At 73.9% G+C, this 26,979-nt stretch carries 15 protein-coding genes; 2 read left to right on the forward strand and 13 right to left on the reverse strand.

Going from position 1 to position 26,979, the window contains the following annotated elements:
* Window positions 1-132 precede the first annotated feature (132 nt).
* From ACSMXR_RS15045 to ACSMXR_RS15055, 3 genes are all read right to left on the reverse strand, one after another.
* The gene (locus tag ACSMXR_RS15045) at window positions 133-966 is read right to left on the reverse strand and encodes a M23 family metallopeptidase (RefSeq protein WP_473172089.1); all 834 of its coding nucleotides are present in this window, start codon (window positions 964-966) and stop codon (window positions 133-135) included.
* 610 nt (window positions 967-1,576) lie between these two features.
* Window positions 1,577-3,493 carry an AMP-dependent synthetase/ligase gene (locus ACSMXR_RS15050; RefSeq protein WP_473172090.1) on the reverse strand — a complete coding sequence of 639 codons (1,917 nt, stop codon included), beginning with the start codon at window positions 3,491-3,493 and terminating at the stop codon, window positions 1,577-1,579.
* A gap of 104 nt (window positions 3,494-3,597) precedes the next feature.
* Window positions 3,598-4,893 (reverse strand): acetyl-CoA C-acetyltransferase, encoded by a 1,296-nt coding sequence (locus ACSMXR_RS15055; RefSeq protein WP_381795171.1) that lies wholly within the window; start codon window positions 4,891-4,893, stop codon window positions 3,598-3,600.
* 100 nt (window positions 4,894-4,993) lie between these two features.
* Here ACSMXR_RS15055 and ACSMXR_RS15060 point away from each other — a divergent pair, with 100 nt between their 5' ends.
* Both ACSMXR_RS15060 and ACSMXR_RS15065 read left to right on the forward strand, forming a co-directional pair.
* Window positions 4,994-6,316 (forward strand): 3-oxoacyl-ACP reductase, encoded by a 1,323-nt coding sequence (locus ACSMXR_RS15060; RefSeq protein WP_473172091.1) that lies wholly within the window; start codon window positions 4,994-4,996, stop codon window positions 6,314-6,316.
* Window positions 6,317-6,321: 5 nt separating this feature from the next.
* Window positions 6,322-7,173 (forward strand): MaoC family dehydratase, encoded by an 852-nt coding sequence (locus tag ACSMXR_RS15065; RefSeq protein WP_473172092.1) that lies wholly within the window; start codon window positions 6,322-6,324, stop codon window positions 7,171-7,173.
* Here the strand turns inward: ACSMXR_RS15065 and ACSMXR_RS15070 are convergent.
* From ACSMXR_RS15070 to ACSMXR_RS15115, 10 genes are all read right to left on the reverse strand, one after another.
* On the reverse strand, window positions 7,170-7,838 hold the full coding sequence (locus ACSMXR_RS15070; RefSeq protein ID WP_473172093.1) for a DUF2238 domain-containing protein: 669 nt from the start codon (window positions 7,836-7,838) through the stop codon (window positions 7,170-7,172). The genes ACSMXR_RS15065 and ACSMXR_RS15070 overlap by 4 nt on opposite strands.
* Before the next feature lie 97 nt (window positions 7,839-7,935).
* Window positions 7,936-8,580, reverse strand: a complete 645-nt coding sequence (locus ACSMXR_RS15075; RefSeq protein WP_030088171.1) for a TetR/AcrR family transcriptional regulator — start codon at window positions 8,578-8,580, stop codon at window positions 7,936-7,938.
* Window positions 8,581-8,663: 83 nt separating this feature from the next.
* Window positions 8,664-10,604: a N,N-dimethylformamidase beta subunit family domain-containing protein gene (locus ACSMXR_RS15080; protein WP_473172094.1), complete on the reverse strand. Its 1,941-nt coding sequence runs from the start codon at window positions 10,602-10,604 to the stop codon at window positions 8,664-8,666.
* Window positions 10,601-12,196 (reverse strand): condensation domain-containing protein, encoded by a 1,596-nt coding sequence (locus ACSMXR_RS15085; RefSeq protein WP_473172095.1) that lies wholly within the window; start codon window positions 12,194-12,196, stop codon window positions 10,601-10,603. The genes ACSMXR_RS15080 and ACSMXR_RS15085 overlap by 4 nt, the downstream gene beginning before the upstream one ends.
* Window positions 12,189-12,479: a phosphopantetheine-binding protein gene (locus ACSMXR_RS15090; RefSeq protein WP_364889712.1), complete on the reverse strand. Its 291-nt coding sequence runs from the start codon at window positions 12,477-12,479 to the stop codon at window positions 12,189-12,191. The genes ACSMXR_RS15085 and ACSMXR_RS15090 overlap by 8 nt, the downstream gene beginning before the upstream one ends.
* A complete protein-coding gene (locus tag ACSMXR_RS15095) occupies window positions 12,476-12,679 on the reverse strand; it encodes an MbtH family protein (protein WP_137234170.1) in 204 nt (67 codons plus the stop codon). Before ACSMXR_RS15095 ends, ACSMXR_RS15090 begins: the two co-directional genes overlap by 4 nt.
* Window positions 12,672-15,863 (reverse strand): non-ribosomal peptide synthetase, encoded by a 3,192-nt coding sequence (locus ACSMXR_RS15100; RefSeq protein ID WP_473172096.1) that lies wholly within the window; start codon window positions 15,861-15,863, stop codon window positions 12,672-12,674. The genes ACSMXR_RS15095 and ACSMXR_RS15100 overlap by 8 nt, the downstream gene beginning before the upstream one ends.
* Window positions 15,860-17,398 carry a class I adenylate-forming enzyme family protein gene (locus ACSMXR_RS15105; protein ID WP_473172097.1) on the reverse strand — a complete coding sequence of 513 codons (1,539 nt, stop codon included), beginning with the start codon at window positions 17,396-17,398 and terminating at the stop codon, window positions 15,860-15,862. Before ACSMXR_RS15105 ends, ACSMXR_RS15100 begins: the two co-directional genes overlap by 4 nt.
* Complete coding sequence (locus ACSMXR_RS15110; protein WP_473172098.1) at window positions 17,395-23,199, reverse strand: amino acid adenylation domain-containing protein; 5,805 nt, start codon at window positions 23,197-23,199, stop codon at window positions 17,395-17,397. Before ACSMXR_RS15110 ends, ACSMXR_RS15105 begins: the two co-directional genes overlap by 4 nt.
* The gene (locus ACSMXR_RS15115; protein ID WP_473172099.1) at window positions 23,196-26,609 is read right to left on the reverse strand and encodes an amino acid adenylation domain-containing protein; all 3,414 of its coding nucleotides are present in this window, start codon (window positions 26,607-26,609) and stop codon (window positions 23,196-23,198) included. The genes ACSMXR_RS15110 and ACSMXR_RS15115 overlap by 4 nt, the downstream gene beginning before the upstream one ends.
* Window positions 26,610-26,979: the final 370 nt, after the last annotated feature.

Consider the following 26,979-nt stretch of genomic DNA (forward strand, 5'->3'; position numbering starts at 1 on the left):
CCCTTACGGCCAGGGTGCCAGGCGGCGCGGACGGTGATCGACGGGTTTTGCGCCAGACCACGGAGGTGTCACTGAGCCACGCCGCGCTCTGCCCTGCTCCCGCGGAGCACGGGGGCAGGGCGGAGTCGCCCGTCAGCAGTCCGGGATGACCGTCCCGTTGTTGTCGCGGGCCTCGTCGTTGCCCCAGCGGGAGAGGTAGTACGCGGAGACATACGCGTTGCGGCCGTTCTTGCCCGCGTACACGACGTCGAGGTCGGTGCGCAGCCACCAGTGGTTGAACTGGCTCGCCGTGCCGACCCGCGCTCCCCACACCTTGCAGTACACGTAGTTGGTACCGGCGTTCAGGACGCCCTGCGCGTCGGCGGTGTTGGCCGCGGCGTAGCCGGTGGCGTTGGCGAAGGTGTCGACCCAGTACTTGCCGCCTCCACCGCCACCACAACCGTTGTCGCTGGTCAGGTACTTGCTGTAGTACGAGCCGGGATACGGGGCGAGGGACTGGCCGTTGATCACGATGGCCTGGCCGACGCCGTTGTAGAGCTGCTCGTAGTGGATGTGCGCGCCGGAGCTGTTGCCGGTGGAGCCGGTGGTGCCGATCTGCTGGCCCTGAGCGACCTGGGCCCCGTCGGCGACGGAGAACGCGGCGAGGTGGAAGTAGTACGTCTTCCAGCCACCGCCGTGCTCGACGGCGATGTAGTTGCCCGCGCCGCTCGGCTGGGAGTAGCGGTACGCGGTCCCGGCGGCCGAGGCGAGGACCGGGGAGCCGGCCGTGCCCCCGCCGTCGGTGCGGACGAAGTCGAGAGCCTGTCTGACCTCGGCGGAGTGATGGCTGTAGGTCCACTGCTGGCCGCAGGCGTAGGGCGCCTTGAAGTTCGGGGCGGCCGCCGCGGGGGACGCGGTGGCGGTGACGGTGAGCAGGCCTCCGAGGAGGGCGAGGAGCGCCAGAAGGGCGGTACGGGGCGAGCGCATGGTGAGAAGTCCTTCGGGTCGACAACCGGGCCGTGGCATGCGAGGCGCGAAGTGCCGCGGAATCTACGCGAGTTGATTCCGCACCAGCGTGCCGCATCCTCGGCGGAGCCGACAGAGTGCCGACGGCTTCCGCCGCCTGGTCCCCGCCGATGCGGGGGGCACGGCCAGGCCGTTTTTCAACATCTGGCCTACCGCTGGACCAACCCCACAGCAGCGGGGATCAATGCTTCAGCAAAAGGCCCGGACCGGTGAAGGGGCCACCCCTGCTGACGCAGGGAACGCGTCATCCTCAGTGGTGACGCGGACGTCGACAGCGGACCATCCCGCAGGGCGGGGAAACCGCCCAACGCCGCCACCCGCAGTTTTCGAAGCGGGACCAACCCCGCGCTCGCGGGGCGTTCGAGCCCCAACGCCAGTTTCGCTTGGACCTCGGGGCCAACCCCGCACGAGCGGGGAACACTACAGATCAGGCAGGTCAGCCATTTTCCACACCGGGTCATCCCTGCACGCGCAAGGCAGACCGCCGGCTCCGAGACATCACCCCGAGCCCACGACCACGGCCCGTGGGAGGGCGGCGAGCCTCACTTCACCCTAGCCGCCGCCCCGCCCCTCACCCCCTCCGGTACAACCCCTCGATCTCCCCCGAGAAGTCCCGCGCGATAGCGTCCCGTTTCAGCTTCAGCGACGGCGTCAAGTGGCCCTTCTCCTCCGTGAAGTCCACCGGCAGGACCGTGAACTTGCGGATCGACTCCGCGCGGGACACCAGGCGGTTCGCCTCGTCCACCGCCTTCTGGAGCGAGGTGCGCAGGTCCTCGTCGTGGATCAGGTCGCGCATCGGGATGTCCTGCTTCTTTGTCATCTGGCGCCAGTGCTGGAGGCCGTCCGGCTCCAGGGTGATCAGGGCGGTGATGAACGAGCGGTTGTCGCCGACGACCATGCACTGGCTGACCAGGGGGTGGGCGCGCAGCCAGTCCTCCAGGGGGGCCGGGGTGACGTTCTTGCCGCCCGACGTGATGATGATGTCCTTCTTGCGGCCCGTGATCGTCAGGTAGCCGTCCTCGTCCAGCGCGCCCAGGTCGCCCGTCGGGAACCAGTCGTCCGCCAGCAGCGCCGGGGTCACCTCCGCGCGTTCGCCGTCCCAGTAGCCCCGGAAGACCTGGCCGCCCTTCAGCAGCACCTCCCCGTCGTCCGCGATGCGCACCGAGGTTCCGGGCAGGGGCCAACCCACCGTGCCCAGGCGGGGTTTGAGGGGTGGGGTCACCGTGTGGGCGGCCGTCGTCTCGGTGAGGCCGTAGCCCTCGAAGATGCCGATGCCCGCGCCCTCGTAGAACGCGGCGAGCCGGCGGCCCAGCGGGGAGCCGCCGCAGATCACGTACCGCACCTTGCCGCCCAGCGCCGCCCGGATACGGCGGTAGACCAGGGGATCGTAGAGAGCTCGGGCCGCCCGCAGGCCCAGGCCGGGGCCCGGGCCCGTGCCGTGTTCGGCGGCCTCCACCGCCTGGCCGTAGCGCTGGGCGATCCGCGCCGCGCGGTCGAACGACGAGGCGCGGCCCATCTTCTCCGCCGTCGCCCGGCCCGTGTTGTAGACCTTCTCCAGGACGTACGGGATAGCCAGGAGGAAGGTGGGGCGGAAGCCCGCCAGGTCGGCCAGGAGGTCTTCCGTCTGGATGGAGGGGGCGTGGCCGAGGCGGACCCTCGCCCGCATGCAGCCGATCGCCACCATCCGGCCGAAGACATGGGAGAGGGGCAGGAAGAGGAGCGTCGAAGCCGGGTCCTTGGATACCGACTTGAAGACCGGGTGGAGGAGTTCGATCGCGTTGTCCACCTCGGCGAAGAAGTTGCCGTGGGTGAGGACACAGCCCTTCGGACGGCCCGTCGTGCCCGAGGTGTAGATGAGCGTGGCGGGGGTGTCCGGTTCCAACGTTGCGCGGCGCGCCGACACCGCCTCGTCCGGGATGTCCTTCCCCAGCGACTTGAGGTGGCCGATCGCCCCCGTGTCGAACTGCCACAGATGCGCCAGGTCGCCCAGCTGCTTGCGCTCCTGGCTGATCAGGCGGCCCTGCTCCTTCGTCTCCACCGCGCACGCCACCGCACCCGAGTTCTGGAGGATCCAGCGGGCCTGGAAGGCCGAGGAGGTGGGGTAGATGGGGACCGTCACCAGGCCGGCCGCCCAGGACGCGAAGTCCAGCAGCGTCCACTCGTACGTCGTCCGGGCCATGATCGCGACCCGGTCCCCCGCCCGCAGCCCCTCCGCCATCAGGCCCTTCGCGACCGCCACCACCTCGGCGGCGAACTCGGCGGCGCTCACGTCCTGCCACGTGCCCTCGGCGTCCTTGCGGCTGAGGACCAGGTCCCCCGGCGCCTCCCGGGCGTTGTCGAACGGGATCTCGGCCAGCGAGCCGCGCTCCACGGGCGGCGCGAACTTCGGTACGGAGACCTCCTGGACCCTGCCGTCCGGGCCGCGCTTCTTCGTCGGTTCGATCAGGACGGGCCCAGGGGGCGTGGAGGCGGAAGGTGGCGTTGACACGTGCGGCTCCTCGGTTCGGGGGTCGGGCGGGTCGGTTCGCCGGGTCGTCCGTCCGGCAGGGGGAAGGGAAGAAGGGAACAGCGGAGAAGGAAGGAACTATCCGGTCACGCGCGCTCCAGGATCGCCGTCACCCCCTGGCCGCCCGCCGCGCAGATCGAGATCAGGCCCCGGCCCGGGCCCTCCCGCTCCGCCAGCAGCTTCGCCAGGGTCGCCACGATCCGGGCTCCCGTCGCGGCGAACGGGTGGCCGGTGGCCAGGGAGGACCCGGCCACGTTCAGCCGGGTGCGGTCCACCGGGGCCAGGCCCTGCTTCTCCCAGGCGGCGAGGGTCGCCAGCACCTGGGAGGCGAACGCCTCGTGGATCTCGTACAGGTCGAAGTCCTCGATGCCCAGCCCGGCCCGCTCCAGCAGGCGCGGCACCGCGTACGCCGGGGCCATGAGGAGGCCGTCGTCGCCGTCCACGTAGTCGACCGCGCCCGTCTCGTAGAGGGAGAGGTAGGCGAGTGGTTCCAGGTCCCGGTCCCGCGCCCACTCCTCGCTCGCCAGCAGGACCGTGGCCGCCCCGTCCGTCAGCGGCGTCGAATTGCCCGCCGTCATGGTGGGGTTGGGGTCGGCCGTGCCGAACACCGGCTTCAGGCGGGCCAGTTTCTCGGCCGTCGAGTCCGGGCGCAGGTTCTGGTCGCGGTCCAGGCCGCGGTACGGGACCACCAGGTCGTCCAGGAAGCCCCGTTCGTAGGCCGCCGCCAGGCGCTGGTGGCTCGTGGCGGCCAGCTGGTCCTGGTCCTCGCGGGTGACCGCCCAGCGGCGGGCGGTGACGGCGGCGTGGTCGCCCATCGACAGGCCGGTGCGGGGTTCGGCGTTGCGCGGGATGTCCGGGACGAGGTGGCGGGGGCGTACGGCGGAGAGGGCCTTGAGGCGGGCGCCCGTCGTCTTCGCGCGGCGGGCGGCGAGCAGGATGCGGCGCAGGTCGTCGTTGACGCCGAGCGGGGCGTCGCTGGTGGTGTCGGAGCCGCCCGCGATCGCCGAGTCGGCGGACCCGAGCGCGATCTGGTTCGCGGCGGCGATGACCGCCTGGAGGCCGGTGCCGCAGGCCTGTTGGATGTCGTACGCGGGGGTGCGCGGGTCGAGCGCGGAGCCGAGGACGGTCTCGCGGGCCAGGTTGAAGTCCCGGCTGTGCTTGAGGACCGCGCCCGCGACGAACGCCCCGACCCGGTCACCGGCCAGACCGTACCGCTCCACCAGGCCGCCCAGCGCGGCCGTCAGCAGGTCCTGGTTGGATGCGGTCGCGTACGGGCCGTCGGAGCGGGCGAACGGGGTGCGGCTGCCGCCGATGACCGCCACGCGGCGCGGCTGCGGCGGCGCGAGCGGAACGAACGGGTCCTGGCGCGTCATCGTGACCATCTCGTCTCGGTCGGTCCGGGATTGTGCATCTCGACCAGCTCCTGACTCTTGAGTAACCTTACTCAAGAGTAAATCTACGACCGAGCAGGGAGTCAGGACAATGGCCGATCGCTATCTGCACCTCACCGGCACAGCACCCGGCCGCTTCCTCACCCGCAGGCTCGGCCTGCCGCAGCCCGCCCCGCTGCGCCGCTGGACCCTGGAGACACCGGGCCTGGACGGGCCGCTGCTGCATCTGACCGCCGGGGCCTCGGCGATCACGGACGGGCTGGCGAAGGTGCTGGCGGCGACCGGGCTGACCGTCGAGGCGCAGGCGTCGCGGCCCGCCGGGATCGTGCTGGACGCCACCGGGGTCGCCTCCGCCCAGGGCCTCGCCGAGGTGCACGCGGCCCTCCATCCTGTTGTACGGTCGCTCGCTCCCGGTGGCCGGATCGTCGTTCTCGGCACGCCCCCGTCCTCCGAGGACCACCATCAGGCCGCTGCCCAGCAGGCGTTGGAGGGTTTCGTCCGGTCGCTGGGCAAGGAGATCGGGCGCGGCTCCACCGCACAGCTCGTGCGGATCCCGGCCGACACCGAACCGGCGGCCGCCGAGTCCACCCTCCGCTTCCTCCTCTCCCCCCGGTCCGCCTATGTCAGCGGCCAGGTGATCGAGCTGACGGCCGCCGCCCCGGACCCCGTCGCCGACCGGGACGCCCCGCTCGCCGGGCGCACCGCCCTGGTCACCGGAGCGGCCCGGGGCATCGGCGCGTCCGTCGCCTCGGTGCTGGCCCGTGACGGGGCGCGGGTCATCGTGCTGGACGTCCCGCAGGCCCAGGACGATCTCGTGCGCACCGCCGACCGGCTCGGGGCCACCGCGCTGCCGCTGGACATCACCGCACCCGACGCCGCGGCCCGCATCGCCGCCGCCGCACCGGACGGGCTCGACGTCCTCGTCCACAACGCGGGCATCACCCGCGACCGCCGCCTCGCCAACATGCCGGCCGACCGCTGGGCCCAGGTCATCGACGTCAACCTCGACAGCGTGCTCCGCACCACCGACGAGCTGCTCACCTCGGGCACGCTGAACCGGGGCGGCCGGATCGTCGCCACCGCCTCCATCGCGGGCATCGCGGGCAACAACGGCCAGACCAACTACGCGGCCAGCAAGGCCGGTGTCATCGGCCTCGTCCGCTCGCTCGGCCCGCGCGCCGCCGCCGAGCACGGTGTCACGGTCAACGCGGTGGCCCCCGGGTTCATCGAGACGAAGATGACCGCCGCCGTGCCGTTCTTCATCCGTGAGGCGGGCCGCCGGATGAACTCCCTTTCCCAGGGCGGACTTCCGGCCGATGTCGCCGAGGCCGTCGCCTGGTTCGCGCAGCCCGACTCCACCGCCGTCAACGGCCAGGTGCTGCGCGTCTGCGGCCAGAGCCTGCTGGGGGCGTGAGCCCGATGACCTCACTCAGCGCCTCGCTCGTGCGCGGGGCCGTCACGTCACCGTTCAAGCGCGCCGGGCAGCCGGACGCCACCCTGCCCCCGGGCCGTCTCACCCGCCCGGGCTCGCCCGTCGCGCCCGGGCCCCTCGCCGCGTACGCCCGGATCTGCGGGTTCGCGGAGTCCGGCCCGCTGCCGGTCACGTACCCGCACGTCCTGGCCTTCCCGCTCACCATGCGGCTGATGACCGGGCGCGCCTTCCCGCTGCCGGTGCTCGGGCTCGTCCACACCTGGATCGAGATCACCCCGCACCGGGCCGTGCGCATCGATGAACCCCTTGAACTGACCGTTTATGCAAGCGAGTTGACCTCGCATCGGCGAGGAACCGAGGTCACCATGGCGACCGAGGCGCGGGTGGACGGGGAGCTGGTGTGGGAGTCCCGCAGCGGCTATCTGTCCCGGCACCGGCAGCCGGCCGGCGACACCCCGCCCCCATCGCACGCACCCCCGGCCGCCGAGGAGCTGCCCGCCGTCACCGAGTGGCGGCTGCCCGGCGATCTCGGGCGGCGGTACGGGGCCGTCTCCGGCGACCGCAACCCGATCCATCTGCACCCGCTGACCGCCCGGCTGTTCGGCTTCCCCCGGGCCATCGCCCACGGCATGTGGACGGTCGCCCGCTGCCTCGCCGAGGCGGGAGAGGCCGCCGAACTCCGTTCCGTACGGGCCGAGTTCAAGGCCCCTGTACTGCTGCCCGCGACCGTGACGTACGCCGCCGACCCCGCCGGGAACGCCTTCGCCCTGCGGGGTGTTGGGGGGCGCGTGCACCTCGTGGGGGCGGTGACCCGTCCGGGCCAGGTTGACACACCTTAGGGCTTGCCCAGGCCCGTACGGGTGAGGGAGCGGTCGTGGGCCCGGCTCAGGAACAGCAGGGCGCAGACCGCGCCGATCAGGGCGCAGAACATGTCCCACTGGGTGTCCCACATGTCTCCCTGGGTTCCCAGGAACGCGTCCGCGGCCTCGCCGCCGGTGACGGCCGCCAGCCATTCCAGCATCTCGAAGACGGCGCTGAAGGCCAGGCAGGCGCAGACGGTGAGCACCGGGAGCCAGCGGCTGCCGCGCAGCGGTGAGGTGCGAACGAGCAGTTCGCGTACCAGGATCGCCGGGACGAAGCCCTGCATGAGATGGCCGAAGCGGTCGTAGGGGTTGCGCTCCCAGCCGAGCACGTCGCGCACCCAGTCTCCGACGGGCACCTCCGCGTACGTGTAGTGGCCGCCCACGATGAGCACCAGGGCGTGGGCCGCCAGCAGCCCGCAGAGCAGGCCGCTCAGCGGGAAGCGGTTACGGAGCAGGATGATCAGCGGCAGGCCCGCCATCACCCACACCGTCTCCAGCAGCCAGGTGGTGGGGTCGGCGGCGCCGAACCTCGACACGACGAGCGCCGCGGTCACCGCGACGGCGAGTGCGGCCGGCAGCCGACGGCTCGGCGACAGTCTCATGTCGAGCGACGGGGCGGGGTTCGGGGTGGTGGCGGCCATCGCCTGCTCCTAGGAGGTCGGTGCGGGCCCCCAGTCTCGGGCTCGCGGGCCGACGCCTCCTTGAGTACACGTACTCAACCAGCCTCTGATGACATGCCTATGACGTCGGGGGCGTCCAGGGCTTGGCGTGCATCAGGTTCTCCAGGCCCGCCCAGGCGAAGTTCATCAGGGTCGCCGCGGCCTCCTTCGCCGAGACGTCCGGGGTGTCGTTCGCCCAGCCCGCCAGCGACTCCGCGGCTCCCACCAGGGCCTGGGCGAGGCCCGCCACATCGCGGTCCGCGAGGGCGGGATCGCTGTGGGCCTCGCGGGCGGCGGCTCCGATCAGGCCCGTCACGAACGCGACGATCTCGTCCCGCATGGAGCCGACCTCGCTGACGAACGGCTCCCCGTGCGAACGCGCCTGGCGGTGCAGGACCGACCAGCCGTCCGGGTTCTCGGCGGTGTGGAGGAAGAACGCCCTTAGCCCCGACCACAGTTGGCGGTCGGCAGGAAGGCCAGGCTCGACCCCGGCGCGTACCGCCTCCAGCAGGGCCGCCGCCTCCCGGCGGATACAGGCGGAGAACAGCTCTTCCTTGGAATTCAGGTACAGGTAGACCAACGGCTTGGAGACGCCCGCCAGCTCCGCGATCTCGTCCATCGAGGCCGCCCGGTAGCCGCGCTGCCCGAAGGTCCGCACCGCGGCGTCCATCATCTGCTTCTCGCGCACCGCGCGCGGCATCCGCTTGCTCTTCACTGCACCCACGTCCGGCTTCCTCCCCGCCCCCACTGCCCTGCTCCCCGCCCACACTACGGCGGCGGGCGGCCCGGCGTCGTGCCGGAAGCCGATCAGCCGGGCGGTACGGCGGGCCGCGCGCACAGCAGCAGCGGGCCTCCGGCGACGGCCGCGTACAGGCTCCCGGCGCGCCCCGCGAGCCCCGTGCAGACGCCCGGGTGGCCGGTGACCGGGGAAGGGCCCGGCACACCGCTGTCCGTGAAGGCGGCGGGGCCGTCCGCCGGGCCCGCCGGGAGACGGGTACGCAGCCGGCCGTCGGCGGTGACCGCCCAGAGCCTGCTGTTCAGCGTGGTCAGCGCGACCGCCCCGCCCGCGTCCCCCAGCACCTGCCACGGCTCGTCGAGCGCGAGCGCGGAGAGATGGTGGAGCCTGTCGTCGTGCGGGGTCACGGCGAAGATCCCCGCGTCACAGAGGGCCAGCGCGGTCGTGCCGGCCGGCACCGTCCCGGCCTCCACCCACTCCCGCGCCCCCGGCACCGGCCCCGGCACCGGGGCGCGGCGCAGCAGCCGGCCGTCCTCCGTCGCCGCGTACAGCTCCAGCGGCAGCCCGCCGGACGCCTCGCGCGCCGAGGCCAGCGCCCGCACCCCGGGAGCGTGCCCGGCCGGCCGCCACGGCAGGTTCTGCCCGGACGGCTCCCGGCACAGCAGCCGGCCCCGGCCGTCGACGCCGAACAGGGTGTTCGCGCAGACGGCCAGCGCATGCACGTCGTCCGGGTCTCCGGCCGCCTCCCAGCCGTCGCCGGGGGCCGCCCCGCCGAGCCGGTCCAGGACGTTGCGGGTGATGCGGTCCGCGACCGGGTCGTCCGCCAGGACGCTGCCCCAGTTGATCGTGCCCGCGTTGAACACCGTGCCCGCGCCGAGCCGGAAGACGCCCATCGTCGCCGCGCCGCCCTGCCCGTACTCCCGCCAGTGCCGCAGATCCGCGGTGGCGAGGACGACGAACGAGCCCGGTGTCCCGTCCACGCCCGTCGCCCGCGGCACCTCGCCGGTCCACTCCAGGTCGCAGGCGTCCGTCTCGTAGCCGAGCGCGCCGCGCGCGAAGGGTTCGCCGTCCGCCAGCCCCGTACCGGCGAAGGCCCAGTGCCCGGCGAACCGGGCCGTGTAGGCGTCCTTGCGCATCACCGCCATGCCCTCGCCCCACGCTCCCGCGCCCCGGCGGAAGCTGAGGCCCGTCATCGTGTTCTCCGGGCGGTCCACGGGCGAGCTGGACCACTCGACGGTGGTCCGGCGCGGGTCGGTCGCCGTCATCGGGTCGGTGAGCGCGTCCCGGTGGCAGACCATGGTGCGGCCGTCGTCCTCCAGCCGCATCTGCCACCAGGCGGTGTTGGCGGCGAAGAAGGCCACGTTGCCGCCGCGCCGCGCGAACGCCTCGACGCTGTCGCGCATCTCCATCGACCAGTACTCGTCATGGCCGTTGACGACCAGCAGGCGGTAGTGGGAGAGGAGTTCGTCGCCGCCGTGCAGGTCCAGGCCGGAACAGAAGTCCACCGGCCGGCCGGCCGTCGGCAGCCAGCGCAGCAGCCCTTCCTCCCAGCGCTCGGGCGGTGGCCCGCCGCCGGGCGAGGCGAAGGAGACCCGGGCGGCGCGGTGGGGCTGCTCGGAGTAGTAGAGGCCCCGGTGCGGCTGCCCGGCGTGGGTGTACGCCCGCCAGGTGGCGAACGGGACCGTGACGAGGATCCGGGAGGCCGTGCCGGGGCGGGCCGCCCGGACGACGAACCACACCTCGTGCTCGGCCTCGTCGGTCGTCGGCCGGTCCTCGCCCGGTACGTCGAAGACGGCGCGGCAGAGCGAACTGGGCCACTCCGGCGGGACGTCCAGAGTCCAGCCGGGGCCGGTCGCCGCAGCCGTGAGGAGCAGTTCCTCGCTCACCCCGTCGAAGACGCGGACCCGGACGTCCGTCGACCGGTCCGCCCCCGTCAAGTGGAAGGCGAGCCGGCCGCCCTGGACGCAGGAGGTCCGGTCGGCCCAGGCCCGCAACGGTTCGCCGGTGGTCATGGCCGGTCCCCCTCCGCCGTCTCCAGCAGCGCGCGGAGCTCCGCGACAAGCGGCGGGCCGCCCGCCGCGCTCGTGACGATCAGCTCCTCCATCGCGTACAGGTGCGCGCGGATCGCCTCCGGCGGCAGATACGCGGTGTCGGCGGTCAGCGAGACCGCCAGCGCGTCGCCCTCCTCGGTGATGTGCAGGCAGTAGCGGCACGCCACCCGGTCCTGGGTGGCGGGGAAACCGAAGGCGGTCCGCCGCCGGGCCTCCGTCAGCTCCTCCGCCAGCTCCCGCGCGGTCGGCCGGGGGCCTTCGGACACGGGCCGTTCGACCAGCCGCATGTCGTTGAAGCAGCAGTACGGGTGCACCTCGCTCCCGTACTCCGCGTGCAGCCGCTCGCCGAGCGCGTCCCACTCCACCGGGTCGTACACGGCGGCCCGGTAGGCACGCAGGGCCGCACGGTGGGCGGCGGGAAGGAGGTCCGTGAACCGGGCCGCCCCGGTCTCTTCCCCGGCCCCCTCCCCGTCGCCCTTCCCGTCTCCGTCCCCGTCGTCGTGCTTCCCTTCGGACCCCGCCAGGTCGAGGACGAACAGGCCGTCCTGCGACAGCGTGGAGACCAGGTCGCGCAGGGCCCCGGCGGTGCGGTTGCCGACGATCGGCATCACGGCCGCCGTACGGTGCCCCTCCCCGGCGGCCACCAGCGCGGCCGACGCGGTGAGCAGCACGGTGGAGCCGCTGACCCCGTGCGCGGCGGCGACCGCGCCGACCGCGCGGGCCAGGGCGGGCGACACGATCCGCCCGGTCCAGAAGCGCGGGCTGCGGGGTTCCGCGCACGGCTCGGGGAACATCGTCGGCGGCGCGGCCCGAAAGCCCGCCTCCCAGTGCGCCAGGGCCGCCGCGCCACGCCGCCGCCCGCGCTCGGCGTGCTGGTCGCGGGCCAGGTCCAGCGGGGTGGTGGCGGGCGGCCGCCCGGCCGAGCCGCGCCGGACCAGCAGCCGCAGATCGCGTACGAGGACCTCGGCGGCGTGCCCGTCGGCGGCGAGGTGGCACAGCACCAGCACGGCATGGGTGACCCGGTCGCCGACGGTGACCAGGGCGGCGCGCAGCGGCCATTCGGCCGGGTAGTCGAAGCGGGTGGCGGACAGCCCGTCGAGGAGCGCCTCCGCCTCGGCCGCCGCCTCCGGCAGCCCGGTGGCCGGGGCGATCGTCACGGGCAGCGACCCGGTGGCCGCGAGGCACTGCGCCGGTTCGCCGTCCGCCGCCGCCGGTACGAGCCGGGTCCGCAACGCCTCGTGCCGCTCGATGAGCCGGGCCAGCGCGTCCAGCGTCGCGGCGACCGTGGCGGGGCGGCCCCGGTCGGCCAGCGGCAGGACGCGGCCGATGTTGAAGTAGTGGTCGTTCGGCGCGGTGCGGCGGATCGCGTGCCAGATGGCCCGCTGGCCCCAGGTGAGCGGGGCCGTCCCGGACCGCTCACCACGGAAGCTCACCTCGGTGGGGATGGTCTCTCCGGCAGAGCCGGCAGAGCCGGCAAAGGCGGGGGCGCCGGTGGGGGGCGCGGTGGCGGTGCGGGTGCCGGTGGGGGTTGCTTCCAGCGCGGTCTCAGCCATGGTCGCCGCCGCCCGGTTCCACGCCCAGCCCGGCCAGATGGCCGACCAGGCCGTCGAGGTCGTCCAGGAAGCGGAACGGCCCGTCGAGGTCGAGGAAGATCCCGAACTCCTCCTCCACCGCATCGATCAGCCGGAGAAGCGCCAGCGACGTCACCCCGAGAGCGGTCAACGAGACGCCCTCGGCGAGCAGTTCGGCCTCGGTCACCTCGCCGTCGGTGGCGCGGGACACCAGCGCGGCGACCCGCGCCCGCAGCGCGGCCCCGGCGGCGGCCGGGGCCGTCACCGGCCCTGCTCGGTGAGACGGCGGCGCAGGCCGAGCGGGCGGATGTCCGTCCAGACCCGGTCGACATGGGCCATGCACTCCTCCTCGGACCCGGAGAAGCCCTCCGCCCGCCAGCCGGCCGGCGGATCGGTCCTGGCGGGCCACAGCGCGTGCTGCTCCTCGTCGTTGACGACCACCTGGTACGCGGTTGCGTCACTCATCGCTGCTCTCCTCCTGCTGCTGGAGCTCGCTCACCACGGCCGAGACCTCGGCGAGCGTCGGGGTGTCGAAGAAGACGTCGAGGGGCACCTCGACGCCGAGCCGCTTGCGGATCCGGGCGGCGATGGCGGTGATCGTCAGCGAGTGGCCGCCGAGGTCGAAGAGGTCCTCGTCCGGGCCGATGTCGTCGAGCCGCAGCACCTCCTGCCAGATGTCGCGCACCACGGCGGCGGCTCCGGCCGGCGGTGCACCGGCCGCCTCGGCAGCGACGGTCTCAGCCGTCTCGGCGGTCCCGGCGGTCTCCGGCCGGGTCCTCGGGGCCTGCGGCAGCCGGGCCCGGTCCACCTTGCCGTTCGGGGTGAGCGGCAGCGCGGACAGCGGGACCCAGGTGGCGGGGACCATCGCGGCGGGGAGCGTACGGGCGAGGTGGGCGCGCAGTCCGTCGGCGGCCGGGGCCTCCTGCCCGGCTCCGACGACGTACGCCACCAGCCGGTCCTGGCCCGCCTCCCCGGCCTCCCCGGTCCCCTCGGCGTCGTCCACCCGGTCCAGGACCACGACCGCCTGGGACACCGAGGGGTGTTCGGCCAGCCGGGCCTCGATCTCGCCCAGTTCGATGCGGTGGCCGCGCAGTTTGATCTGCGTGTCGACGCGCCCGGCGAACTCCAGCCGCCCGTCCGGCAGTCGGCGCACCAGGTCACCCGTGCGGTACATCCGCGAGCCCGGCGGCCCCCATGGATCCGGCACGAAGCGCTGGGCGGTCAGCCCGGGGCGGCCCCGGTAGCCGTGGGCCAAGCCCGCGCCGCCGAGGTGCAGTTCGCCGGGGATGTCGTCCGGTACGGGCCGGCCGCGCGCGTCGAGGACGTACGCCCGGGTGGCGGCCAGCGGCCGTCCGATCGTGACCGGGTCGCCGGGGCCGAGCTCGGCCAGGGTGGACCAGACGGTGGTCTCGGTCGGCCCGTAGACATTGATCAACCTGCCGACGGATCGGCCCAGTTCGGCCGCCAGCGGCTCCGGCAGCGCCTCGCCTCCCGCCAGGCCGACGAGACCCGGGCGGTGCAGACCGGCGGCCAGCATCAGCCGCCAGCTGCTCGGCGTGGCCTGGACATGGGTGACGTCATGGGCCTCGATCAGCTTCAGCAGCGCCGCGCCGTCGCGCTGCCGCTCCTCCGGGACGAGGACGACGCGGGCTCCGGCGGTCAGCGGCAGCAGCAGTTCCACGGTGGAGATGTCGAAGGACAGCGAGGTCAGCCCCAGCCAGCGGTCCTGCGGCCCCGCCGCCAGCCGGTCGGCCAGCGCGCCCAGGAGGTTGGCGAGCGCACTGTGCGGCACCTCGACGCCCTTGGGCCGGCCGGTGGAGCCGGAGGTGTAGAGGACATACGCGGGATCCCCGGCGGCCGGAGCGGTGGCCCGGTCGCGCGGCGGTACGGGAGCCCCCCGGCCCTCCGGGGACGCCTCGCGCCCCGGGCACACCCCGTGCTCCGGGGACAGCACCGGGAGGCCGTCGGGCAGTCCGTCCGGCGCGGGTCCTTCGACGACCAGTGCGGCCAGGCGCGCGTCCGCGCGGACGAAGGCGAGCCGGTCGGCCGGATAGCCGGGATCCAGCGGTACGTAGGCCGCGCCCGCCGCCAACGTACCGAGCACGGCGGTCAGTTCGCCCGCCGATCGTGCCACCTGGACGCCCACGAGATCACCGGGCCCGATGCCCTCGGCGGCCAGCCGGTCCGCGAAAGCCTCTGCGGCCGCGTGGAGTTCAGCGTAGGAGAGCTCTGTTCCGTCCGGCGTGACCACGGCCACGGCGGACGGGGTCGCCGCCGCCCGTTCCGTGAACATCGCCCACACCGTGGCGTCCGCCGAGCGGGCCGGGGGCGTGCCGTTGCCCGCGTACAGCGCCCGGTCCAGCTCGTCGCCCGCCAGCAACGGCAGGTCGGCGAGTCGGGTGTCCGGCGCGGTGAGCACCGCTTCGAGCAGGGTGCGGAAGTGCCCGACGATCCGGGCGGGCGCGCCGGGCGCGAAGGCGTCGGTGCGGTACTGCAACGAGCCGTCCACCCCGTCCGGCCCCTCCACGAGCTGGAGGTGCGCCAGATTGCGGACGGAGTGCGTGAAGCCGATCCAGTCCACGGCGACGTCCGGTGCTTCTCTCACCTCCCGGCCGGTGCGGCGGCGGTAGCTGACCGAGAGCGGGGTGAGCGCGGTGCGCGGGGTGAGGCCGCCTCGCACGGCACGGCCGAGCGGGACCGTGCGGTGGTCGTAGAGGGCCCGCAGCTCGGCGCGGACGTCCCGGACGAAGTCGGCGAACGGCCGGTCCGGGCCGGGCCGGCTGAAGAGCGGCAGCTCGTTGACGTACAGGCCGACGTGGTCGGGACTTCCCGGGCGTCTGGTGGAGAGTTCCAGCGCGGTGACGGGTGCTCGGTCGCCGTAGCGGAACAGCAGCGTGTGCCAGAGCGCCAGGAGCAGTTCGAAGCGGGTGACGCCGAGCGACCGCGCGGTGTCGGTGATCCGGGCGTGGAGCGGGCCGTCGAGCGTGAAGGGGACGGCGGAGCCCGGTGCCGGAGCGGTGGTGTCGCGTACGGAGGGCGGGAGGCCGGGGAGCACAGGCGCGGCCGGGTCGGACCAGCGGCCGGCCCAGAACTCCGCTGCTGCGGCAGCCTCTTCGGCTGTCGGCTCGGCGGGCTCGTCCGGCGGCAGGCCGGCGGTCGTCTCCGCGCCGAGGATCTCCGCGAGCAGGACGTCCTTCGACGTGCCGTCGAACACCAGGTGGTGGACCACGGCGTGCAGCACCGGGCTGTCGTCCCCGGCCGTCACGAGCGCGAACCGTACGAGCGGACCGGCGGCCAGGTCGAAGGGCCGGGCGCTCTCCTGCGCGAGGAGCGCGTCGAGTTCGTCCGGCGCGCAGGTCAGCCGGCGGAGTTCGGGTGCGCGGCCGGTGGCCGGAGCGAGCGCGGGGCCCTCCGGGTCCAGCCGCGACGCCAGTACCGGATGCCGTGCGAGCAGGCGGGCGCAGCCGGCGTCGAGCGCGGCCGGATCGGGCGGTACGGCGAACCGTGCGGTCACCGCGAGGTGATGCGCCGCGCCGGGCCGCAGCACCTGTTCGGTGACCCACATCCCGTGCTGGGCCGGGCCGAGGGCGCGTTCGGGGGAAGAGGAAGCGGAAACGGAAGGAGAGGGGGACGTCGTCGTGTTCGTCATCGCAGGGCCTCGTCGTCCAGGAGCGGGCGCAGCTCGCGCTTGAGGATCTTGCCGCCCTCGTTGCGCGGCAGGAAGGGGCGGAACAGCAGGCGGGCCGGGAGTTCGTGGGCCGCCAGCCGGTCGAGCAGGAAGGTCCGCAGCTCCGGCACGGTCAGCTCGCCGCGCGGCACGACCACGGCGGCTACGACCGCGCCCAGGACGGGGTGCGGAACACCGAACGCCGCCGCGTCCGCCACCGCCGGATGGGCGTGCAGCGCGTCCTCCACCTGGAGCGTGGAGACCTTGTACGCACCGGACTTGATGACGTCCCGCTCCCGGTCGAGCAGCTGCAGATACCCGTCCTCGTCCAGCCGCCCGAGGTCGCCCATCCGCACCCAGTGCCCCTGGAAGACCTCCGACCGGGCGGCGTCCTCACCGAGGTAGGCACGGGGTGCGGCCGGGGTGCGGAGCCGGACCTCGCCCGGTTCGCCGGGCGGCAGCGGGGTCCCGTCGGGGGCGGTGATCCGCAGGTCGCGCAGGGAGGCGGGGCGGCCCGGGGAGTCGGGGCGGTCGGGGTCGAAGAGCAGGGTGATCTGGGCGGGGGCGGCCTCGGTGGAGGTGTAGTAGTTGACGACCTGGGCGCGCGGGAAGGCGCGGGCGAGGCCGAGGGCGACGGGCCCGGGGAGGGCGGCGGCGGTCGAGCCGACGAGCCGGACGCTGTCGGTGGCGTACCGGCGGGCGGCCTCGGAGCCGAGCAGTTCGATGGCCATCGCCGGCACCAGGAACACGCTGCCGACCCCGTACTCCTCGATGAGCCGCGCGAACCGTCCCGGGGTGAACTGCGGTGCGGCCACGGCGGTGGCGGCGGAGTCGAGGGCGTTGACCAGCATCGTCTGCCCTGCGTTGGTGCCGACGGGGAAGGCGTGCAGGAAGTGGCGGGAGTGCCGGAGCGGACGGCGGCGTTCGTCGAGCGTGCAGCCGTACGCCAGATTGCCGTGGGTGGCGGTGACGCCCTTGGGCCTGCCGGTGGTGCCGGAGGTGTAGAGGATCTGGGCGAGGTCGGCGGGGTCCGGCTCCGCGAGCGGCTCGGCGAGGGGGGCGGGGCCGGGCTCGGCGAGCGGCTCGGCACCGGACCATGCGGCTTCCGCCGCCTCGATCTCCTCCGCCGTGGCCGACCACACTCCTGGCGGGAGCAGGCCGGAGGGCAGATCCGCCCCGGACGGGCGCAGTACGGCCGTGGCCCCGCTGTCCGCGAGGACGTGGGCGGCGGTCGCCGGGGACTGCCGGTCCGAGAGCGGTACGGCGACACAACCGGCGCGCAGGACACCGCAGTACGCGACGGCGTACGCGATCCAGTCGCCGCTGCCGTAGCGGAGCACGACCCGCGCCCCCGGCCCGAGGCCCCGGCTCCGCAGCCCGGCGGCGAGCGCCTCGGCCCGCTCGTGCCACGCGCCGAAGGTCAGGGTGCGAGGGCCGCAGATCAGCGCGGTGCGGCCGGGGTCGGCGGCGGCCCGGTGGCCGAGCAGGGCGGGAAGGCTGCGCGGGGCGGTGGTCATCGGACGTCCTCCAGGATGGCCTCGGCGTCCTGCGTGTCCTGTGCGGACCGTGTGTCCTCTGCGGACCGTGTGCCCTGTGCGGACTGCGTGTCCACCAGGTCCCGCGGCTCCCGCACCTCCCGCGCCTCCCGCTCCCGGCGTTCGCGCTCCTGGATGCCGACCAGGTCGTCCGGCAACGCGTCCGGGACATCGAGGTCGAAGCGGGCCAGCACCGGCAGCCGGAGGCCGATCACCACCAGGGCCAGCATGGCCGCGCCGAACAGCAGGTACATGAACCCGATCCCGCGCCCCGGCCCCGTACCGATGAGGGCTCCGACCGTCGAGGTCAGCGAACCGCCGTCCTCGAACATCGGGCCGAAGACCGACGAGCCGACCGGCGCGATGATCCCGTGCCCGATCGGCAGGGTGGACCAGGCGACCAGCGTGTTCAGCGCGAACACCCGGCCGTGGAACCGCTGCGGGACCTTGATCTGGACGATCGTCGTGTAGACGCCGTTCACCATCGACAGCGCGCAGGACATCCCGAACGCGCCGACCCCGATGATCCACAGGTCCGCCCGGACCCCGACCAGCGCACAGGCCACCGCGAGCAGCCCGGCCAGGCCCAGCATGCCGCGCATCCGGTTGCGCTTCGGGCCGCCCCAGAAGCCCATCGCGATGCCGCCGAGAATCGCGCCCGCCCCTCCGGCCACCGAGATCCGGGCCACCGCCTCCAGCGAGTCGAACGACAGCACCAAGGGCGTGACCAGCAGGAACAGTGGGGACAGGAAGATGTTCAGCGCCGCGAACCACAGGAGCATGGCCCGGAAGCCCCGGTTGCGCCAGGAGTGGGCGAAGCCGTGCTTGATCTCCGCGACCAGCGACTCCCGCCGCGTCCACGGCAGTGTCTTCGGGAACTTCACGAACGACAGCACGCCGATGGCGATGGTGTAGCTGACGACGTCGAGGATGAGGATGCCCTTCAGCCCGATTCCGGCCATCAGCGCCACCGCCGCCAGCGGAACGATGAACTGCGCGAAACCGAAGGCCATTTGCGTGATGCCGTTGGCGTGACCGAGGTACTGCTTGGGCACCAGCTGCGGTACGGAGGAGGCGTACGCGAGCCGTTGGAAGGTGAGCGCGACCGACAGCACGCCGAGCAGGACGTAAATGTGCCAGGAGGCGAGGTTGCCGCTCAGCAGGAGCGTGAGCAGCGCCGCCTGGGTGGAGCCGGCGACCACGTCGCTGGTGAGCATGACCCGGCGGCGATCGAGCCGGTCGACGACGGCTCCGGCCAGCGGTCCGACGAGGATGCCGGGCAGCATGCCGATGACGGCGTAGAGGGCGTACTTGCCCATCGAGCCGGTCTCCATGTAGATCCACACCGGCAGGGCGAACTCGGTGAGCGCGGAGCCGGTGATGGAGAGCAGCTGCCCGAAGGCGACGGCCAGGAAGCGGCCCATGCCGGGCGGCGGCCCGGCGTCGGCGACCTGCCCGGCCTGCGCGACCTCCTCGGTCTTCTCCAGCGCCCCGTTCTGGTGCGCCGTGCCGGCGGCGGCGGCCTCGGTCCGCTCCCCGCCCTTCCCGCCCTTCCCGCTCACCTCGTGGAACCACCACGACCCGTCGTCCGCCTCCTGCGGCAGCTCCCGTACGGCCTCCGGACCGGCCGCGACCGCCGCGTGCGTGCGCGTGACGATCTCGACGAGCTCCCGGGCCCGGTACTTGAGGAAGAAGTGACCGCCCTCGTCCAGGACCGCCAGCGCCGAACGCTCCGCGAGCATCTGCCATTCGCGGTAGCGCTCCTGGTGGAAGTCAGTCGCCGGATCGCGGTTGCCGATCACCGAGATCACCGGGGCCCGCAGCAGCGCCCCGCCCGCCTCGACCTCGGCCAGCACCTCGGTGAAGTACTCCTCCGCCGCGCGGGAGTCGGCGCGCATGTTGCCGATCATGAACTTCATCTGGGCTTCGTCGAGGTCGCCGACCTCGGCCCCCATGGAGCGCAGCCAGGTGAAGTAGACGCGGTCGCTGAGCAGCGGGTCCAGCGCGGAGATCCGGCTCAGCAGGCCCAGTACCCGGCCGCGCGGCCGGGCGAACGGGAACTGGGCCCCGATGTAGACGGCCTCCACCTCCCGGTCCGCCCCTTCGAGGAGCCGGGCGACGGCGACGGTCAGCGCGCTGCCGACGGCGCAGTGCCCGTACAGCGCGACCGGTCCGTCGACCCGTTCGCGTATCTCGTCGGCGATCTTCCCGGCCAGCTCGTCGAAGGCCAGGTGTTCCTCCGTGACGCCCATGTCGTGGCCCGGGATGGCCACGGACCACAGGTCGTATCCGGCGGGCAGTTCGTCGGCGACCGGCTGGTAGACGACCGCGCTGCCGCCGCCGTACGGGACACAGACGAAGGAGAGGGTGCGCTCGGCGGGCGGCGTGGGGCGGGTGAGCCGGTGGAGCAGGTGGCGCGGGCCGCGCTCGGACTCGTCCAGGTCGGCCAGGGCGGCGAGTTCACGGACCGTACGGGAGGTGAACAGGTCCATGACGCTGACCGGCCGCGCTCCGGCCTCCGGCAGGCGTCTGCGGGCGCGGGCGATGACCTGGGTGGCGAGCAGCGAGTGGCCGCCGAGGTCGAAGAAGTCGTCGTCGACGCCGACTTCGGGCAGATTCAGGATCTCGGCCCAGATCTCGGCCAGCACCTGTTGGGTGGCGGTCTCCGGCGCGGCCATCGCGCCACCGGTACGGCGGGCCTGCGGCGCGGGCAGGGCGCGGCGGTCGAGCTTGCCGTTGGGGGTGAGCGGGAGGGCGTCGAGGGTGACGAAGGCGGCCGGGACCATGTAGTCGGGGAGGGTGCGGCGCAGGGCGGTGCGCAGGAGGGCGGGGTCGAGATCGGTGTCCGCGTCCGGGCTTCCTGGGTGCTTCGGGCCGGTGTCCGCGTCCGCCGCGCGCACCACGTACGCCACCAGGCGCTTGTCGCCCGGGTTGTCCTCGCGGACGATCACGGCCGCGGCGGCGATGCCCTCCTCGGCGCGGAGCGCGGCCTCGATCTCGCCGGGTTCGATGCGCAGGCCCCGGATCTTGACCTGCTGGTCGATCCGGCCCAGGTGCTCCAGCTGGCCGTCCGCCCGCCACCGGGCCAGGTCTCCGGTGCGGTAGAGGCGGGCGCCGGGCGGGCCGAAGGGGTCGGGGACATAGCGTGCGGCGGTCAGGCCGGGTCTGCGGTGGTAGCCGACGGAGACCTGGACGCCGCCGATGTGGAGTTCGCCGGGCGTGCCGACGGGGACCGGGCGCAGGTCGGCGTCGAGGACGTACAGCCGGGTGTTGTCGACCGGTGCGCCGATCGGCACGACGGCGAGGTCGCCCGCGCACTCCCAGCTGGTCACGTCGACGGCCGCCTCGGTCGGCCCGTACAGGTTGGCGAGCGCGCAGTGCGGCAGCCGGGCGGTGAACGCGCGGGCGGTGTGCGGGGCCAGCTCCTCGCCGCTGCACACGACCCGGCGCAGGGTGGTGCAGCGCTCCACGTCGTCCTCGGCGAGGAACACGTCGAGCATCGCGGGCACGAAGTGCGCGACGGTGACGCCGTGTTCGGCGATGGTGTCGCGCAGATGCGCGGCGTCCTTGTGCCCGCCGGGCTGCGCGACGACCACCCTGGCCCCGGTGATCAGCGGCAGGAACAGCTCCCAGACCGAGACGTCGAAGCCGGTCGGCGTCTTCTGGAGGACGGCGTCGGCCGGCGTGAGGCCGTACGTACGGGCCATCCACAGCAGCCTGTTGACGATGGCCCGGTGGGTGTTGGGCACTCCCTTGGGTCGGCCGGTGGAGCCGGAGGTGTAGATCATGTACGCGAGGTCGTCGGCGGCGGGACCCACGGGGCGTACGCCGTCGCCGCCGGAGCTGTCGCCGGGGCCGTCGTCGTCGCCGTCCCACTCCGCCGGGTCGTCCAGCAGCAGGACGCGCGCCGCGCACCCTTCGGGCACCGGCACCCGGCGCTGGGTGAGAAGCACCTCCGCACCGCTGTCCGCGAGCATGAACGCCAGTCGCTCGGCGGGGTATTCGGGGTCGAGCGGGGTGTAGGCGGCACCGGTCCTGAGGACGCCGAGGAGGCCCGGGAGCAGGTCGGGCGAGCGCTCGGCGCTGACCGCCACCAGGCTTCCGGGGCCGACGCCTTCGCGGGCCAGCCGCCGCGCGATCCGCTCGGCGGCCCGGTCCAGTTCGGCGTACGTCAGCGTCTCGCCGCCGAAGCCGACGGCGACGGCGTCCGGCGTACGGGCGATCTGCTCGGCGACGAGGCCGGTCAGGGTCGCGTCGTCCGGGAGGGCGACGGCCGTGTCGTTCCACGTGTCGAGCATCCGGGTCCGCTCGACGGGATCCAGGACGTCGTGCGCGGAGACCGGCAGGCCGGGCCGGTCGGCGACGGCGTGCAGCAGGCGGCCGAGGCTGTCGGCGATCCGGGCGATGCCGGACTCGTCGAAGAGGTCGGTGTTGTAGTTGAACGCACCGCGCAGCCCGCCGGGCCACTCCATCAGGAACAGCTCCAGGTCGAACCGGGTCCCGGCGGCGCGCAGCCCGAACGGCTCGACCTCCAGGGCGAGTTCTTCCTGTGGGGCGGCAGCGGCGTAGTTCTGGATCGCCAGGACCGCCTGGAACACCGGTGAACGCGTCACGTCCCGTTCGACGTTCAGCTCGGACACCAGCTGGGCGAACGGCAGCTCCTGGTGGGCGTACGCCTCCAGGCAGGTCTCCCGGGTCCGGCCGAGGAGTTCGGCGAAGGTCGGGTCGCCGTCCAGCCGGGCCCTGAGCGCCAGGACGTTGACGAACATCCCGACGAGACCTTCGAGTTCGGGCTCCGGACGCCCGGCCACCGGCGAGCCGACGGCGAAGTCCCGCTGCCCGGAGAACCGGGACAGCACCAGCTGGAACGCGGCGAGCAGCACCATGTGGACGGTCGCGCCGTGCTGCTTGCCGAGGGCGGTGAGCCGGTCGAGGAGATCCCGGTCGATGTCGAAGCCGAACCCCGCGCCGTCGAAGGTCTGGCGCTCGGGTCGCGGCCGGGCCGTCGGCAGCTCCAGCGGCCGGACGCCGGACAGCTCGCCGGCCCAGTACGCGACTTCCTCGGCCAGTCGGCCGCCGGTCAGCCGGTCGCGCTGCCAGAGCGCGAAGTCGCCGTACTGGACGGGCAGTTCGGTGAGCGGGTCCGGTCCGCCGGTCGCGTACGCGGTGTAGCCGCGCAGCACCTCGGAGACCAGCACCTCGCTGGACCAGCCGTCGCTGACGCTGTGGTGCACGACGAGGAGGAGGACGTGGTCGTCGTCGGCGATGCGGACCAGCAGGCCGTTGATCAGCGGGCCGGTGACCAGGTCGAAGGGCAGGGCTCCGAGTTCGTCGACGAGCCGGGCCGCGTGCTCCTCGTCGTCCGCGTCGGCGGTACGCAGGCCGAACGGGGCGGGTGCGGCGATCTCCAGGACCGGGCGGCCGTCGTCGGTGGCCGGATAGCGGGAGCGCAGGGTCTCGTGGCGGGCGATCACCGCGTCGAGCGCCCGTTGCAGGGCGGGGCGGTCCAGCGGTCCGCGCAGCCGGCGGGCGACCGGGATGTTGTACGCGGCGGTGCCGGGCGCGAACTGCTCCATGAACCACAGGCGTTCCTGCGCGAAGGAGAGCGGCGGCACGGTGGATTCGGGACGCCTCGGCACGGCCTGCACGGGGCGGGCGCGGCCGCGCAGCCGCTGGGCGAGCAGGGCGCGCTTGGCGTCGGAGAGCGGGGCGGCGGGCCTGCCACCGGGTCGCGCGTCGCCGTCCCGGGTGCCGTCCGTCGGGTGTGCCTCGGTGCTGCTCATGCCGTGGTCGTTCCGTTTCTCTCCGGGCCGGACTCGGCCGCGAGCAGTTGCTCGGCGTCCTCGTCGCTCAGCGCTTCGATCTCCGCCAGCAGCAGGTCCTCCACCGCGACCGCGAACGCCTCGACGGTGCGGTGGGCGAACAGCGCCCGCAGCGGCACCGACAGACCGGCGGCCGCCCGGATCCGGGCGACGACGCGGGTGGCCAGGAGCGAGTGGCCGCCGAGGTCGAAGAAGTCGTCCAGCGCGCCGACCCGGTCCAGGCCCAGCACCTCGGTCCACACCTCGGCGACGAGCCCCTCCGCATCGGTGCGCGGGGCCACGTAACCGGGTCCGAGGTCGGGCCGCTGCTCGGGCGCGGGCAGGGCGCGGCGGTCCACCTTGCCGTTCGGGGTCAGCGGCAGGGCGTCCAGGACGACCAGGGAGTTCGGGACCAGGTGGGCGGGGAGCACGGCGGCCAGAGCGGCGCGCAGAGCCCCCGCCGTGAGCCGCTGCCCACCGCTTCCCGAGGCTTCGGGATGGCGGCCTTCGGGACGGTTGCCGCCGCTTCTCCGGTCGTCCGGACGGTCACCGCCGTCCCGTTCCGGCACCACGTATCCGACCAGCGCCTCGTCCCGTACGGTCACCACGGCCCGGCCGACTCCGTCCAGGGCCAGCAGCGCGGTCTCCACCTCGCCGGGCTCGACGCGGAAGCCGCGCACCTTGACCTGGTCGTCGATGCGGCCGAGGAACTCCAGCCGCCCGTCCGCCCGCCACCGGACCAGGTCGCCGGTGCGGTAGCGGCGGGCGCCCGGCGGGCCGTACGGATCGGGCACGAAGGCCCGCGCGGTGGCCCCGGGCCTGCCGCCGTAGCCGTACGTCACCCCCGCGCCGCCCACGAGGAGTTCGCCGGGCGCTCCGTACGGCATGAGCCGGCCCAGCGCGTCGCAGACGGTGAGCGTGGTGCCGCCGACCGGGCTGCCGATGGGCGGGCGGTGGACCGCGTCGGCGCGGCCGAGTTCGGCGGTGGCGGCGATGACGGTGGTCTCGGTGGGGCCGTAGGAGTTGACCACCCGCACGGTGTCGCCGAAGCGGGCCCGCCAGGCGGCGACCGCGCGCTGCTGCACCTGGTCCGCGCCGAGGATCAGCAGCCGCAGACCCGGCGGCCGGGCGATCGCGTCGAGGTCGTCGACGAGCTCGTGCCAGTACGGCGTGGGCAGGTCCAGGACGGTGGGTCCGCGGCCCCCTCCGGCGGCGGCGAGCCGGAGGTGGTCCGGCAGGGTGCTGTCGGATCCGGCGACGACCAGGCGGGCTCCGGCGGTGAGCGCCGGGTAGATCTCCTCGGCGTGGGTGTCGAAGCTCAGGGAGGCGAACTGGAGCACCTCGTCGTCCGCCGTGATGCCGTAGTTCTCCCGCATCCAGCCGACCCGGGCGGCCAGCGCGCGGTGCGGGACGACGACGCCCTTGGGCGTTCCGGTGGAGCCGGAGGTGTGGATGACGTACGCGGGGTCGTCCGGGCCCGCCTCCCAGCGCGCGTCGGGCACGCCGGTTCCGTCCGGGCCGTCCGGCGCGAGCACGGTGACCCGCCCGGCGAGGCCCGCACCGATGGCCCCGGCCCCGGTCCCGTCCGGGTCCGCCACGACCACGCGTACGCCGGTGTCCGCGACCATGAACTCCAGGCGGGCCGCCGGGTAGGCGGGGTCCAGCGGCAGATAGGCCGCGCCCGCCCGCCAGGCGGCCAGCATCGCGGTGACCGCCCGCGTGCCGCGCGGCAGCAGGACGCCGACGACGTCCCCGCCCCGTACGCCCGCCTCCCGCAGCCGCACCGCGAGCGCCCCGGCCGCCGCCCACAGACCCCGGTACGTCAGCTCCCCCGACCGCTTTCCCGACTGCTCGCCCGACCGCTCGCCCGGCTGCTCGCCCGACGCGTCGCGCACCGCCGTCCGGTCGCCGTACGTCTCGGCCGCGCGGCCCAGGGCGGCGGGCAGCGCCTCGGTGTCGGCCGCCGGGACCTCCGCCCCGGTGCCCAGGGCCAGCAGCTCGTCCACCTCGGACCGTGCGAGGAGCGGCAGTTCGGACACCGGCGTGTCCGGGTCGGCCAGCGCACCGCGCAGCAGCGTCTCGAAGTGCCGGGCGAACCGGGTGACCCAGGCGTCGTCGTAGAGGTCGGTGCGGTAGCCGAACACCGCGATCAGGTCGTCGCCCTCACGGCGCAGGTCGAGCATCACCTCGAACTTCCCGGCCGCGTGACCGCCGTCGACGTCGGCACACCGCAGCCCCGCGAAGTCCCGTTCGCCGCCGCCCTGTTCGTCCTGGGTGTGGACGGTCAGCAGGGTCTGGAAGAGCGGGCTGACGCCCAGGCGGCGCTCGATGCCCAGCTCGTCGATGAGCCGCTCGAACGGCACGCGGTCGTGGGTGAATCCGGCCAGCGCGGACCGGCGGACGCGCCGCAGGAGCTCGCCGAAGGACGGCGAACCGGCGAGCTCGGCGCGCAGCACGAGCGTGGTGGAGAAGTAGCCGATCAGCTCTTCGAGTTCGGGCTCGTTCCGGCCGGCCGCCGGCACCCCGACGCAGAAGTCGTCCTGCCGGGTCCAGCGGTGCAGCAGGACCTGGTAGGCGGCGAGCAGCACCATGAACGGCGTGCACCGCTTCTGCCGGGCCAGTGCGTCGACCGCCGCGCCCGCCCCGGCGATCCGCCGGGTGTGGAACGCCCCGCCGGTGACCCCGGCCCCCTCCGCCACCGTCGGCCGCAGATCGAGCACCGGCGCGCCCGCGAGCCGATCCCGCCAGTGGGCGAGCGCGGCCTCCGCTTCGGAGCCCTCGGCACCCTCGGCGAACTCGCGTTCCCTGCGCGCGTATTGGGTGTACGGGAGCAGCTCGGGCAGAGCGATGGCGCGGCCTTCGAGGTGCGCGGCGTAGCGGGTGGCCAGCTCGGCGCGCAGCAGGTTCAGCGACCAGCCGTCGGCGACGATGTGGTGGAGGACGAGGCACAGCAGATGCTCGTCCTCGTCCGTGCGCAGCAGGCTCACCCGCAGCAGCGGCCCCCGCGCGAGGTCGAAGGCGGCGTTGGTCCGCTCCGCCAGCAGCCGGGCCGCGTCCGTGGGGCGGCCGCGCAGGTCGATGCTTTCGACGGGCACGGGCGCGGGCGGCCCGACGAGCGCGGCGGGCCGGCCGTCCAGGTCCGGGAAGCGGGTGCGCAGGGCCTCGTGCCGGGCGGCGGTCCCGTCGAACGCGGCGCGCAGCGCCGGTTCGGAGAGCGCGCCGGTCAGCCGGAGCACGAGCGGGATGTTGTACGAGGCGTCGTCGGGCTCCAACTGCTGGAGGAACCAGAGGCGTTCCTGCGCCGGGCTCAACGGCAGCCTCTCGCCGCCCCCCTGGCCCGCGTCGGCACTGTCGTAAGTGTCCGCCCCGGTTTCGCCGGCCGTACCGATCATGTGCGGTGCTCCCCTGTGTGCCGACCGTTGGTGACGGCACCGCCGAGGACGGCGGGCAGCACCGGACGCAGTTGCCGACGGGTCGTCAGAAAGCAGCGCAGGGGGCGGCAGCGAAGCGTTCCGGCCTCCCCCGCGACCTCGGCCCCGGGCAACGGTCACGGTAGGAGGAGGGGGCAGCCCAAGTCAATGGTCTGGACCACGCAGGGGTGGCCGGTACCGGTCGAGCGGATGGCGACGAACCACCAGAAACAGTGCGGCAATACCTGCTTCACTGGCCGAAATCGCCCGTCCCGAACGGCACGTACGCCCCCCGGTATCGATGCCGGAATCGCGTCCGCCCTCCCCGCCGCCGGGCAGTCGCCGCCCTCCC

Source organism: Streptomyces sp. DSM 106670 (assembly GCF_055792845.1).

Coding starts and splice junctions, on each gene's coding strand:
- ACSMXR_RS15085 (WP_473172095.1), bottom strand. CDS start 12,196: ATGGCTGAGACCGCGCTGGAAGCAACCCCCACCGGCACCCGCACCGCC.
- ACSMXR_RS15065 (WP_473172092.1), top strand. CDS start 6,322: ATGACCTCACTCAGCGCCTCGCTCGTGCGCGGGGCCGTCACGTCACCG.
- ACSMXR_RS15060 (WP_473172091.1), top strand. CDS start 4,994: ATGGCCGATCGCTATCTGCACCTCACCGGCACAGCACCCGGCCGCTTC.
- ACSMXR_RS15110 (WP_473172098.1), bottom strand. CDS start 23,199: ATGAGCAGCACCGAGGCACACCCGACGGACGGCACCCGGGACGGCGAC.
- ACSMXR_RS15080 (WP_473172094.1), bottom strand. CDS start 10,604: ATGACCACCGGCGAACCGTTGCGGGCCTGGGCCGACCGGACCTCCTGC.
- ACSMXR_RS15100 (WP_473172096.1), bottom strand. CDS start 15,863: ATGACGAACACGACGACGTCCCCCTCTCCTTCCGTTTCCGCTTCCTCT.
- ACSMXR_RS15045 (WP_473172089.1), bottom strand. CDS start 966: ATGCGCTCGCCCCGTACCGCCCTTCTGGCGCTCCTCGCCCTCCTCGGA.
- ACSMXR_RS15070 (WP_473172093.1), bottom strand. CDS start 7,838: ATGGCCGCCACCACCCCGAACCCCGCCCCGTCGCTCGACATGAGACTG.
- ACSMXR_RS15105 (WP_473172097.1), bottom strand. CDS start 17,398: ATGACCACCGCCCCGCGCAGCCTTCCCGCCCTGCTCGGCCACCGGGCC.
- ACSMXR_RS15115 (WP_473172099.1), bottom strand. CDS start 26,609: ATGATCGGTACGGCCGGCGAAACCGGGGCGGACACTTACGACAGTGCC.
- ACSMXR_RS15095 (WP_137234170.1), bottom strand. CDS start 12,679: ATGAGTGACGCAACCGCGTACCAGGTGGTCGTCAACGACGAGGAGCAG.
- ACSMXR_RS15055 (WP_381795171.1), bottom strand. CDS start 4,893: ATGGTCACGATGACGCGCCAGGACCCGTTCGTTCCGCTCGCGCCGCCG.